Here is a 13,156-nt window from a genome sequence, read left to right as displayed (position 1 = left end):
TTGATCAGCCATGGATTATAGGTCTTGCTGCTGACAATCTATATTCCGATGCGAGCTTTCCTATGGAATACTTTCAGGCATATGCTACCTTTGCTAGCTTTCCTATGGAAAGCTTTCAGGCGAGTGCTCCCGCTCCTACAGTTCCAAACTTTCCCCTTCGCTCATCTTCGCGTTTTGTAATTTTCATTTGTTCGGCTTATATAGTTGTTATCTTCTTTAATTCATTTTATATATATTAAATTTCCCAGTTTAAAGAGGGCTCACCTGTAGGTGCCAGCGGTACACTTCGCCGCCGGCAACAACGGCGACCTCGCTGCGCCGCACGGCCTCCCCGAGATGATCCATCCGTCCGGTGGCCGGTTCCAGCGCAAGCTGATAATTGCCGCCGAATCCACCGTAATTGGCCCAAACGGCCAGGTAAGGAACCTGTTCAGCGGGATAACTGAACGTGATGGACTCTCCGGTCGCAGGATCGCTGACCGCTGCGAGGCCTCTCTCCGCCCTGCCGGTGAAATAATATTTCTCGGCAAATCGTCCCTCATTTGCTTCCGTCATACTCAAATCGACGGTTCCGCCAGAGCTAGACGCCAGAGGCCAAGGCTGTCTGTCTCCAAAGACGCCGAGCCTTTCCTCTGCCGAATAGGAAATCTCGATCTCATCGAGACTATTTGGCACATGCAGCTTCATCCCCGCCTGAACCTCCAGCAGCGGATGAGCCGCCCAGAGGAAGGAGAATGGTGCAGTGGATGTGTTCGTGACAGCATAGTCTATCCGCAGCGCGCCATCCGCTGTGAAGGAATAGGTTTTCTCCAGCAGGTATGGGAACTGCTCACCTTTTACCTGACAGTGCAGGGTGAACCCTGTGCTGTGCGCTTCCCACGGAAGAGACCAAACCTCTCCATGATCGGGGATTGGCCTGCCTTGCCAAGGCGCCAGCGGATACTCACCGGCGTCGATGCAGGGAAACATCTCATCCCAGCCACTCTCATCCCCACTTGGGAAGGGGGAACCATATCCTTCATTCCCGAGTGCTTTTTCACTGCGCCATAACCATTCCCGCCCGGTCCGGGTGCTCCGTAGCGACACCGCTTTGGCCCCCAGCCCCGGCACAATGCAGACCGAGAGCTGTGACGATTCGCCAATCCAGGCGTCATGGCCTTCGATTTTATTTTCCAGCCAATGTGTCATGATGCCCCTCCTTCTGGACACCAAAGCATGATCATCGCAGAACAGCCCTGTCAATGATCATCCCCCAGTATACACCCGCTAGTATTCTTTCAGTTGCATGTTCCGATGTTATCCTGCCGGTATTTTGACAATGTTCATTATATGCCGTTAGCTCAGTCTAAGATGGATCAAAGCGCCCTGATGATTGGCTTCCAGCGCCAGCACCTGTTGGAACCTTGTCTTGGCTTCCTCTGTACGTCCCAAGCCGAGTAATCCGAGACCCAGCATGTAGCGGCAATGAATTTCATTCCGTCTGTTCAGATCATCCTCGAAGACGAGGAAATCCGGGAGCGATACGGCAAAGTAATCAAATTCCACCTCATCGAACAAATGCTTTTCTGCGTAATCTACCAGCTTGTTGAAGCGGCGTTTGCTTTCCTTCTCCACCTGAAGCTTCTGCCAAGCCAGCCCTTGATAGAAAATCATATCCGGCGGCTGATCGTTGTAATACATCGCTCCCGCTGGTTCCTCGAGCCCTTGCGAAGCAGCACTCCAGTAGAATTCGGCCTGCTCTCTGTTGCCCAAGCCCTCATACGCGTTACCCAGGTAGTACAGAATATTGTTCTCTTGCGCCCCGTCCAGCTTGCCTTCCCCGAGATTCTCTGGATAGACTCGCGCCTTTAATAGTAAGGACGCAGCTTCTTCGAAGTTTCCTTCCTGCAATTTCTTCTTACCCAGCTCCACATGGCCGAACACATACTGTCCGGTCACCTTGCCCTCTCCGCCTTCCCATGGATGGAAGTTACGGTTTGCCAGGGCTGATATGGCTTCTTCATGCCGCCCCAAGGAATTGAGCAAGGCCACGAACTCTACGTAGAGGTCATCACGCTTACCGACAAGCTCCGAATGGGATTCCAGCTTGGCTAAACGCCAATCGGCAGGACGACCCAGCTTCTTGTAGAGCTGATCTAATTCATAGAAGACACGGGCATCAGCTGTGTTCAATTCAAAAGCACGTTCCAACGACTGGAGTGCAGCCTGTGGATCATTGCGCTTGTTGAAATAAGCCAGCGCCAGGTTACGGTATACCGTTGGAAAATCGCTCTGGAGCGACGCAGCCGCTTCCCAGCGGGTGATGGCGTCCGCATGGCGCTTCTTGTCATACAGCCAGTTGCCGAGATAATAGTTCGCCATGCCATCGGCAGGGTCCGCCTCGATAGCGCTCTCCAGTACAGCCAGATCCAATAGGCTGTTCGGGAAGCAATAATCAGCAGGCGCCTGGCTGCCGGCCTGGTGATGCGCTGCCGCAAGCTCAGACGAGCCAAGCTGTGCATAGGCATAGGCGAGCGTGTAATGCACCATCGGATAAGCTGATGTGCCTGCATCCGGCGCGATCCGTGCCATGACCTGCACAGCCTCTTCATACAGGCCGGAGCCGATATAATCGGCAGCCAGCTGCAGCGTGTTATGAACATCGCCGCGCATGAAGCGCTGCAGTTCAGCCAGTGCAGCTTCCGCCTGGGCGGCTTCGCCCAGCGCCAGCAGTGCCGCCCACCGTTCGTTGGCGGCTCCAAAGTCAGCGGGATCGAGCGCCAGCGTCTCTTCCGCAAAGGCCAGACCCTTCGCAGGCTTACCCAGCCTGCGCAGCAGCGCCGCCTTCAGGTGGCGCGCCTTATAGTTGCGGCTGTTGCGGATGAGCGAACGCTCCACCAGCTCCAGCGCTTCACCGTACTGCCCCTGGCCGCTAGCGATGCCAGCCAGCGAGAAATATCCGCTGTCCTGCCACGCGGCGGACCATACGGCTTTGTAGAACGCAGCGAAGGCTTCTTCGCTCCGGTTCTGCAATTTCAAGGCCATTCCTAGCTGATAGTAGGCTTCGCTATCATATGGGTTCGGATTGCGCCAAGTTAGCGACTTCACTGCGGTGCGGAAATGTCCCTCCGCCTCGACATAACGTCCGCGGCGCAGCAGCAGTGTGCCGTAAGCCGTGTTGATCCGGATATCATCCGGGTCGCGCTTCAACCCTTCGAGATAATAGGATTCCGGCTCAAAGGTGGCATGACGATATTGCTCAAGGTGCAGACCCGCCAGGTACAACTGCTCATTCGTCAATAGCTCTTCCGGTTTCGGCAACGGCTTTGCAGCATCCGGAACTTGCTCAATGGACGGCTTTGCCGGACGGTAGGCAATCAACAGACGGCCAGAAGCGTCCCGTACCGTAACCGTAAGATCATGCGGAAGATCGCCTTCGTCCAGCGTGATGATCGACTTGTAGGTCGAGGTCGGAGAGAGTGTCACCTCATCGGACACATAGGTACGGCTTCGGCCCTTCAACTCAATTACGGCACCCTCGAAGACCGATGTCGCATAGGCCAGCACTGTAGCTGTGCGTTCTGTCTCATCCACTTCCAGATTGACAGCGGCTTCAATCGAAGCATTCTTAACCACGCCGATATCCTTATATGGCATGAAATACTGCTTGAAGGATTTCTCTTCATACGGCTGGAGCCATGTGAAGTCCGGCTGGTTATCTGTGAACACGCCAGTCATCAGCTCAATATACGGACCGTCTTCATCGGTCAGATTGCGGTCCCAGGCCTGGCCGAATTCACCATTCCCCCAGGTCCACTGCTTCTTGCCCGGTGAGACGTGATGGTTCGCTACATGTAATAATCCAGCCTGCACCCCATGATCATAGCCGCCCACGAAGTTAAAGTCCGACTTGTAGGCCATATAAGAGGTCGGCACCGGGATGTTCTTGTAACGGGAAATATCGACACCCTCAGAATAGTCCATCTTGTAATAGGTACCAGTCGCTATCGGGAAGCGCGAGACATCGCGTTTACCATGGTCGAAGACCGCTGTCACGTCCGGAGGGAACACGGACTGAGTGTGATCGTTGACGGCAACCGCCGGATTCGCCCACCATAAGAAGGTTTGTGGCTCCGGTGTCCGGTTGTACATCTGCGCCGAAATCTCCAGATAAGCCTTGCCGGGATGCAGGGTGAATCCTGCGGTCACCTTGGTGCCGCTCATCCGGTCAATCTCACTGACCCAGACCGTGGCGCTTCCATCTTCACCCTGCTCCAGCCGGTATTCTACCGGACCAAAGGTATTGGGACGGTGATGCTGCGGCCAGTTGAACTCAATACCGCCAGAGATCCACGGCCCGGTCAGGCCGACCAGTGCGGGCTTAATAACCTGGTTATGATAGACAAAATCATAATCGTTGGTTTTATCAATCGCCCGGTAGATCCGTCCGCCGATCTGCGGCATAATCTGAATCTGTACGAACTCATTTTCCAAAAAGACCATCTGGTAAGGCTTCATAACCTTCTCATCGTAAATCTTATCAATAACAGGAAGCGGATAAACGCGTCCGGAGCTTCCTTGATAGACCCGCTTTTCCAGGAACATCGGATTCTTGTCCGGCTGTCCGACTTCATAGGTGGGAATCTCGACACTTTCCTCCCAAATCTTCACTTCTTGAGTTGTTGACACGGGTGCCCATCCTCTCTTGTAAGGGATTCACTTGCTACCCTTATCTTACGGGTGAACACGCGTAGACACCATTGACTATCTCATGAGGATAATGGACTATATGATGATTATAGACGATTGATAGATTTGACAAAGAAATTCCGCTCGAGCATAGTGTATATATGGAAAATATACGAATTGAGGAAGGCTTCAACGCCCAGAAATTAATCGTCCTGCCGGATCATATTATTAAGGACTATGCCCAGCATCCCCTGATCCGCCCGCTGCATCTAACCGATATTGGCTACTTCCCGCTAGCTCAGCATCACTACCGGGAACGCCCGGAAGGTAGCGTCGCCTATATCATTATCTACTGCATCAGCGGCGAAGGCTGGTACCGGGTGCAAGGCCAGAAGACACAGACGCTGCAAAAGGGTTCTGCAGTCGTTATCCCAGCGGGAATGGCGCATGAATATGCCTCTTCCGCGGAGCATCCATGGAGTATTTACTGGTGGCACATGAAAGGAGAGAACGCCGCCGATTTCTTCCCAGGTAGCGATGGTGCATGTGAGCCGATTGCGATCCCGGTCGACAAATCCCTGAAGATCGTAGAGCTATTCGATGAATGCTATGAGTTGCTGCAAAAAGGCTACACCCTGCACCACATCATCTATGTCTCACAGCTCGCCTGCCATCTGGCGGCTATCCTGAAGTTCTCGCAGCTTCAGCCATTCACGAGCCAGCAGCAGCGCAACAAGCACGACATTGAGCGCTCCGTGAAGTTTATGACTGAGCATTTGGAGCATAATTTATCGCTCAAAGAGCTGGCGGCAGAGAGCAACCTCTCTGTCCCCCACTTCACCCACAGGTTCAAAAAAACGACCGGCTATTCGCCGATCGATTATTACTTGCGCCTTAAGGTGCAGCTGGCCTGCCAGCATCTTGACCTGACGGATCACAGCATTAAGGAGATCAGCCATCGGCTGGGGTTTCAGGACCCCTACTATTTCTCCAGACTGTTCAAGAAGATTATGGGTTGCTCGCCCTCGCAATACCGCAGCACACATAAAGGGTAATAGATACGCAAAAGGGCAAGTCTAAAGAGTAACAGACACAATATCAGAAAAGGGGTTTGAAAAAGCCGGTAACGATTCGAACCGTTCAAACGTTTACTCCTTCTCCTGCCTCTCTTCCTGGGCATAATAATTCCGGTACTCCTGCGGGGTACAGCCGACTATCTTCTTGAACAGGTAGGTGAAATACGCCGAGGTCTGGATACCGACCTGCTCGGCTACTTCATAGATTTTAACGCTGGGGTCCTGCAGTAGCTCCCTTGCCAGCTTGATCCGGGTCTCCTGGACATAATCGGAGATGGTGATCCCCATTTCTTTTTTGAATAAAACGCTTAGGTAGCTGGCATTCAGGTTGAATTGTTCCGCAAGCTGCTTTACCGTCCAGTTCTCCTTCACCTTCTCCTCGATAAAAACGGCGATTCTGCGAATCAGACTGCGCTGCTGGTTGAGCTGATCATTCTGGTCTTCGGTCATATAACGATCTACAACCTCGGTCAGTACTTCAACAATCTGCAGGGTACTGCTGCAATCCAGCAGCCGCCGCCACATGAGTATATTGATCTCTCCTTCTGTTTTACTGTGCCACTTGAGTGCCCGAATCAGCTCGCTAAGGAAGCTCATGCCGAACGCTTGCACATGTGAAAAAGATATGGGTTCCTGCCGCAGCACCAAATCGAAGATGGATTGCATATGCTTAGACACGCCAGGAGCATCTCCCTCTTCCATCAGCTTCACCATCTTGGGCATCAATTCCTCACGTAGCCGGTAATCCTTGAAGCCCGCAGGATCGAGTTGCTCAAACCGGGCAATCTGCCCGTCAGCAATCAGGCGCGACTGAGCCATCATGAACCGGACTTCTTTGTACAGCAGCTGAGCCTCTCCCCAGCCGCCGCCTTCTCGGCTACAGCCAACGGTCACTGTGGAGCCATACTGTTCCAGCACCATCTTCTGGATAAAACTGAACTGCTTCTCCATCCGCGCCCGTTCCTCAGGGCTTGCATTCAGCTCCAGCACCACGATCTCATCAGGCGCGGTCTGCCCCTGAAATAACAGGGAACCCAGGTCGGATAGGCCGATATCAATCGTTTTGCGAAAAAGCCCCCCAAGGACAACACGCTCCCTCGCCTCCTGCCCCGAGGTTAGAAAATGATCCAGACCAAAGACAATGACCCGCAGCCCCTGCTCCACCTGCGGCAGTTCCAATAGCCGCTCCCAAGAGGACAGCATCTCCTCCGTCTGAGCAATCCCGGCAATGAGGTCGCTGACAAAGCGCTCCTTCGCCACCCGGATACTCTCTGAGACTTTCTGCTCCAGTTCACGGGTCTGATCCTTAATGGCATTCATCTTCTCCAGTGCCACCCGCAGGGAAGCCAGACGGCTTGCGACCTCCTCCAGTTTAAGCGGTTTCAAAACATAAGCTTGTGCCCCCACATCAATCGCGTCGCGGACAAACTCAAATTCGTTATATCCGCTAATCATCAGCACTTGCAGCTGAGGATACATCCGCTTGGCATGCGCTACCAGCTCTATCCCGCTCATTTCCGGCATGGATACATCCGAGATCAGCACATCAAAAGCCGTCTCCTTAAGCAGCTCCAGCGCCTCCTCACCCGATTCACAGGTCATAGGTTGCTCGTACCCAAGACTGTCCCATTCTATATAACGGACTAGACCATAGACATTGGACGGTTCATCATCCACAATTAGTACCTTCAGCATGTTACACTTCCCCTCCCAGACTCATTGGTTCGGCACAAGCCGGGAACTTGATCTTCACCAGCGTCCACTCGCCTGCTTCACTCTCGACCTCAAATGACGCTTCCCCGCCAAAATAAAGACTGAGCCGCTCCTTAATATTGGCTGTCCCGAAGCCGTTGCTTCTATTTTTACTCACCGTTCGTCCCTTCCGGACATCCTCCAGCTCCTCTGGCGGGATTCCTTTCCCGTTGTCAAAGACGGTGAGCACAATATTCTCCTGTTCATACCGTACAGAAATAATAATCAGAGCCTCTTTCTTACGGGTAATGGAACCGTGTTGATAACAATTCTCTACAATCGGCTGCAAAATCGTCTTGACGGTAAAATAACGAAGAGCCTCATCGTCTATCTCCCATTCTACCTGCACCCGGTCCGGATAACGAAGCTGCTGAATTTCCATATAAGCCTGAACATGCTGAAGTTCTTCTGCAATCGGCACTACGCTGATGTTATTATTGAGCGTTAGCCGGTAAAAGACGGTGAGCGCGTCGATAATCCGAAGCTGTTCTTCATCCTGCAAATCCAGTGCCCGCCAGCGAAGCAATCCCAGCGAGTTATAGACAAAGTGAGGATTAATCTGCGCCTGCAGCGCCTTGAAGGCTTGCTCCTTCTCCATTACGCCAGCCATGCGGATATCCTGCACCAGCTTGCCCAGCCGGCCGGACATGGAATTGAAGATATTCTCCAGTTCGCCCAGCTCATCATGCCCGGAGCTTCGCACCATGACTTCAAATTCGCCGCGGGACAGATCGCTCATCCGGTTGCCCAGCCTGCGAATGCGCAGCACGATGTTCTTGATAATAGTCAGCATCAGGAAAATGGACAGGAGCAGGAAGAAGGCCATAATACTGATCATTAGAATCAGCACTGTCCAATTCTGGCCGTCGACAAATTTTGCATGAATGACAGCAACAACCTGCCAGCCTGAAGATAGCGGCTTACTGATCACGAGCGCTTTGGTTTCATGCGGATTGTAGACGTTGGCATTCGCCAGTTTATCTGCCTTCCCTCCGGCCGCTTCATCCGGCAGCATGCGGTTCCCGATGACTTCGCGGTTTGTCCCCGCCAGAATCTGACGAGAGCTATCGACCACATACAGGCTCCCGTTGTCGTTAAACGGCTGCCCTAGCAGATCACCGAAGACTGCATCATAATTCAACAGGATATAGACCGCACCCAAAATATTGCCCGTTGGGCTGATAATTTTACGGGAAAGGACGATCTGCTCCGGGTTGCCGGGAACACTGGCCCAATGCAGCGAATCCGGGGAGTGTACCACCTCTTCGAACCAGGATTGTTCATCCCGTCCGGCTAGAGGACGGCCCTCCGGGCGCCACAGCAGCTGTCCGTCCTGCACCAGTGTGTCATTGGTGTGATAGATACGGAAATCCGCGATTCCCGGCAAATATTTGCTTGTAACCAGAAACGTCCGATCCACATAGTTAACCGTATCCACAATATCCGCCCGGTCAGTGTACTCCCGCCCCAGCCGGGACACAAGTTCACCATCGGTAGCGGTGCGGACAGCTAACAGGTCATAGCTCTGTTTGCCAAAATCCACATTGCGCGCCGTCTGCCGGACTGCCTCATCAACCGTAGCCAGAAAGCTGTTATGAAAGCTTTGAATGACCAGATAAATGGCACCGCTACCAAGCAGCAGCGTCGGAATCAGCAGAATCAGAATATACATAGATAAAATTTTGCCGTACAGATCCATCCCTTGCGTGAACCCGATAATCCTGCGCTCCAACCATTGTCTCAAGAAAGTTCCTCCTCCCGCTATCCCCTCATGTATAAAACCGTCTTAAAACAGGAATAAACGGGAGCCCTTCCCCCAAAAAAGGAAGGTCCCCGTTCTTCGATGTCCTGACAGGAGCCGCCGTCATCCGGCGGTGCTGCATATTACTTGTTTGCCTGTGCTTGCAGTTCCTCATGCCATTCATTCTTTAGCTCGCTCCAGTGTGCGCGCTTCTCCAAGGCACTCTGGAATTCTGTCCAGGCCTGTTCGAACCCGGCCTCATCCTTAGCCATGATCAGCTTAGCCTTATATTCCTTGCGTACGTTTTCCAGCTCCGGCAGATACTTTTCCCAAAGACCGCCCGGTTTAGCTTTAACCATATCATAGTCCTCGGCCACACGGGCACCGCCCATTTTACCGATACTTTCGGTGAATTCGATCGTCTTGAGTCTGCCCTTAGGATCGGTTACGCCGTAGTTCCACCAAGGATACCATTTGTTGCTGTAAGAAGAGGTCGCATATAGCTCCGGTGTCGTACTTGCTTTCTTGGCAGAGTCTCCAGAATCATGCAGCTCTTTGTACTTGGCATCTGTGTATGTCCATTTACCCAGCGGCTGATCTACCCAATCCCAGAACACTCCGGCTGGTCCTTCGTTCGCTACTTGCTGCTGCTCAGGTTTCTGCTGCAATGTGTAATCAAAGAAGGACAGGATTGCATCCAGATTCTTGGTGTTTTTGTTGATGTATACATCATTTGCTGGATAAGGATTGATAATTTGATTCGCGCCGACATGCGGAGCACCCGGAACTTTCGGGTAAGGAATGACATCATAGAACCACGCCGGTTCGGTTGGGCCATCCAATGTTTCCCACAGGGAAGCGTCCATGTTGAAGAATCCGCCTACGTTCATAGCTACCCGACCCGTTTTGTTCTTCTCCTTGTAGCGTTCCTTCTTATCCGTAATCGCTTCAGGATCAAGCAGGTTCTCTCTGTACATTTTGTTCATCCATTGGTATGCCGCTTTGTACTCCGGGTTGTCATAGATGAATTCGTAATCGTTACCCTTCTTCTCTACAGGAATTACACCGCCTGCCGAGCTGACGGTCACACCGAAGGTACTGAGAACAACGTTCTCGTCATTGGCATCAGACATGAAGCTGAGCGGAAGCAGATTTTTGCCGGATGCATCCTTCTGACCTGCTGCCAGCTTCAGATACTTCTCCACACCATCAATCGTTTTCAGATCATCTTTGGTCATGCCTACCTTCTCCAGCACGTCGCTGCGGACGAACCAGCCCAAGGAAGCCCAGCCCGGCCAAGGGTCTTTAGGATCTTGATCGAACCAGGTCGGGATCGACCAGATGTGACCGTCGGCATCCTTCATTTTATCCAGATATACTTTAGGGATGGCTGCCAGACTTGGATATTTATCCGGCATATCGAAATATTGCTCGAGCGGAAGAACGCTCTTCGAACGAATCATGGCATTGGTCACCACATCGCCGCGAGAGAAAATGGCTGCATCCTCAAAACCGCCGGTGTTCAGCTTCAGATTTAACTGAGTCATAGCATCACCCTGCGTAGACTCCAATTGAACGTTGATACCCGGCTCTTTCTCTCTCCAATACTTCTGTACCATGCTGTCATTGTTGACAGTCGCCGACCAGCCGAGCCAAAGCTTGAATGTCTTGGAACCGCTGGCGCCTTCATCTGTGCCAGATGTACCTGCAGCGCCTGAGCATGCGGACAGTACGGAAACTAGCATGGCAGTACTGAGTACCGCCGCCCCTTTATTTCTCCAGCCACGTAGATTCACTATTTATCCCCCTCATGGATAACAGATTGGTATATTGTTGTTGCCTCATACCCACTAATACAAGAGTTGCCTCATCCCTTGACGGAACCGATGAGAACCCCTTTGACAAAATACTTTTGCAGGAACGGATACACACAGAGAATTGGAATTGCACTCACCATTACGGTAGCCATCTTAATGGACATCAGCGTGACGTTGGAGAGCATCGTTCCCCGTGCCAGTGCTTCCTGGTTATTGTTGGAGCCCAGCACTGTCGAGATATCCTGAGCGGACAAGAGCTGCTGCAGGAACGTCTGCACCGGAATGAGATTCTGATCACTGACATAGAATGCGCCGGCAAACCAGTCATTCCAATGACCTACTGCGGTAAATAATCCAATGGCCGCCAGCATAGGCTTCGAAAGCGGCAGCACGACTACAAACAAAATCCGCAGCGGATTCGCGCCGTCGATCTCAGCGGACTCTATTAGCGCCTCGGGAATGCCCTGAATGAATTTCATCATAACGAACATGTTCCAAGCCGAGAAGGCCGACGGAATAATATATACCCAGAAGGAATTCAGCAGAGACAGATTGTTCAGCTGAATGTACAGCGGAATCAATCCGCCGCTAAAGAGCATCGTGAGCAGAACGTAAGCAAGAATCTGCTTTCTGAATGGCAGCAACCGGTAAGATATGCCGAACGCCATCAGGAGCGTCACCGCAAGTCCGATCAGCGTCCCCAGCAACGTCCGGGCAATCGTGATCAGGTAAGCATGGCGGATTACAACGTTGCCAAGGACAATTTCATAATTGTACAGTGTGAACTCCCGCGGCCATAGATACACCCCGCCCTTGGCAGCATCGCTACCGACGTTGAGGGAGACTGCCAGCATATACAGGAACGGATAGATAACTGTTACACAGAGCAGGGACAGTAGAACAATAATGATTATCTGAGCTGTTTTATCTCTTAACGAAGTCTTCATCTCTCTACCACAGCCCTTCCCCATTGAATTTGCGGGCCAGCTGATTCGTAACGAGTACCAGAATCAAGCTGATCACTGAAGATAACAGGCCGATCGCAGTAGCCATTCCAAAGTAGCCCTGCTGCAAGCCGCTGCGTAAAATATACGTATCCAGCACATCCGCAACCGGCTGGTTGGCCGGGTTCATCAGCGGATAGATCTGATCCATACCCACTGCGATCAAGCTCGGCATGCTGAGGATCAGTACAATCGCAATGGTCGGCATCATACCCGGCAGCGTGATATGGCGAATCTGAGCGAGTCTGCCTGCGCCTTCCACCTTCGCCGCTTCATAGAGCTGCGGGTCAATCGTCGTGATTGCTGCGAGATACAGAATCGTATTCCAGCCCACTTCTTTCCACAAGCCGCTGGCTACAATCATCGGACGGAACCACTGGGTCGAGCCGAGGAAGAAGACCGGATCTCCACCCATATTGACGATCAGCTGGTTGACAAGGCCGCCATCCAGGGTCAGTAGGGATTGAAGGATATAAGCCACCACGATCCATGAGAAGAAGTGGGGCAGATAACTGACGGATTGTACGAACCGCTTGAAGGCGTTATTTCTAACTTCATTAATGAGCAATGCCAGTATGATCGGTGCAGGGAACCCGAATATAAATTTGAGCAGAGCGATCCAAATCGTATTTTTCACTACAATCCAGAATTGGTCATCCTGCAAGAAAGAAAAGTTCTCCAGCCCTACCCAAGGGCTGTTCCAGATCGTCCCCCCGATATGGAAATCCTTGAAGGCGACTTGAATGCCGGCCATCGGAATATAACTGAATAGAAACAACAGCACTACAGCCGGCAGAATCATTACATATTGCCAGCGGTATTTAGAGAGTCTTGCAAGCATTTCATCACCTCTTTCAGCACGTTAATCATCTTGTAATGTCATTATAGTGCCGTGCTGTAAGCGTATCCATATAACAACGATTGGATTTTTGTCGTTTTGATTGGAACTTGATGGCTGAAAGAAAGTGTATCAGCTAAAGCGTTTCATTTCTTGTAGTAGATTCGCTCAGAGAATGTACTATTTTAACATCGGTATGAAGGACAGCAAAAAAATAACCCGTAAGCACGTCGCCTCAGCAGAGGTTCGTCTTACGGGTT

Annotated in this window: 8 protein-coding genes; 1 reads left to right on the top strand and 7 read right to left on the bottom strand. The window is 51.9% G+C overall.

Going from position 1 to position 13,156, the window contains the following annotated elements:
- Positions 1 to 249 precede the first annotated feature (249 nt).
- Positions 250 to 1,188 carry an aldose epimerase family protein gene (locus tag ACFVRY_RS09470; RefSeq protein ID WP_387499520.1) on the bottom strand — a complete coding sequence of 313 codons (939 nt, stop codon included), beginning with the start codon at positions 1,186 to 1,188 and terminating at the stop codon, positions 250 to 252.
- A 147-nt stretch (positions 1,189 to 1,335) separates the two neighbouring features.
- A complete protein-coding gene (locus ACFVRY_RS09465; protein ID WP_387499518.1) occupies positions 1,336 to 4,668 on the bottom strand; it encodes a DUF5107 domain-containing protein in 3,333 nt (1,110 codons plus the stop codon).
- Between the two features lie 161 nt (positions 4,669 to 4,829).
- Between ACFVRY_RS09465 and ACFVRY_RS09460 the strand changes: the two genes are divergently transcribed.
- Positions 4,830 to 5,723, top strand: a complete 894-nt coding sequence (locus ACFVRY_RS09460) for an AraC family transcriptional regulator (RefSeq protein ID WP_387499516.1) — start codon at positions 4,830 to 4,832, stop codon at positions 5,721 to 5,723.
- Positions 5,724 to 5,816: 93 nt separating this feature from the next.
- Here the strand turns inward: ACFVRY_RS09460 and ACFVRY_RS09455 are convergent, their stop codons facing one another.
- The 5 genes from ACFVRY_RS09455 to ACFVRY_RS09435 form a co-directional block, all read right to left on the bottom strand.
- Positions 5,817 to 7,439 carry a response regulator gene (locus ACFVRY_RS09455; RefSeq protein WP_387499514.1) on the bottom strand — a complete coding sequence of 541 codons (1,623 nt, stop codon included), beginning with the start codon at positions 7,437 to 7,439 and terminating at the stop codon, positions 5,817 to 5,819.
- A gap of 1 nt (position 7,440) precedes the next feature.
- Positions 7,441 to 9,240, bottom strand: coding sequence for a cache domain-containing sensor histidine kinase (locus tag ACFVRY_RS09450; protein ID WP_387499512.1), 1,800 nt, complete (start codon positions 9,238 to 9,240; stop codon positions 7,441 to 7,443).
- 140 nt (positions 9,241 to 9,380) lie between these two features.
- Positions 9,381 to 11,033, bottom strand: coding sequence for a type 2 periplasmic-binding domain-containing protein (locus tag ACFVRY_RS09445; protein ID WP_387499510.1), 1,653 nt, complete (start codon positions 11,031 to 11,033; stop codon positions 9,381 to 9,383).
- 71 nt (positions 11,034 to 11,104) lie between these two features.
- Positions 11,105 to 12,001 carry a carbohydrate ABC transporter permease gene (locus ACFVRY_RS09440; protein ID WP_387499508.1) on the bottom strand — a complete coding sequence of 299 codons (897 nt, stop codon included), beginning with the start codon at positions 11,999 to 12,001 and terminating at the stop codon, positions 11,105 to 11,107.
- 4 nt (positions 12,002 to 12,005) lie between these two features.
- On the bottom strand, positions 12,006 to 12,899 hold the full coding sequence (locus tag ACFVRY_RS09435; RefSeq protein ID WP_387499506.1) for an ABC transporter permease: 894 nt from the start codon (positions 12,897 to 12,899) through the stop codon (positions 12,006 to 12,008).
- Positions 12,900 to 13,156: the final 257 nt, after the last annotated feature.

The organism is Paenibacillus sp. NPDC057934 (genome assembly GCF_042887565.1).
In the GTDB taxonomy this organism is placed as follows: Bacteria; Bacillota; Bacilli; order Paenibacillales; family Paenibacillaceae; genus Paenibacillus_AQ.
This window is presented reverse-complemented; position numbering and strand designations above follow the sequence as displayed.

Excerpts from the sequence above, each read along its gene's own strand:
- ACFVRY_RS09470 (WP_387499520.1), bottom strand. The coding sequence starts at position 1,188 with ATGACACATTGGCTGGAAAATAAAATCGAAGGCCATGACGCCTGGATT.
- ACFVRY_RS09460 (WP_387499516.1), top strand. The coding sequence starts at position 4,830 with ATGGAAAATATACGAATTGAGGAAGGCTTCAACGCCCAGAAATTAATC.
- ACFVRY_RS09455 (WP_387499514.1), bottom strand. The coding sequence starts at position 7,439 with ATGCTGAAGGTACTAATTGTGGATGATGAACCGTCCAATGTCTATGGT.
- ACFVRY_RS09440 (WP_387499508.1), bottom strand. The coding sequence starts at position 12,001 with ATGAAGACTTCGTTAAGAGATAAAACAGCTCAGATAATCATTATTGTT.
- ACFVRY_RS09435 (WP_387499506.1), bottom strand. The coding sequence starts at position 12,899 with ATGCTTGCAAGACTCTCTAAATACCGCTGGCAATATGTAATGATTCTG.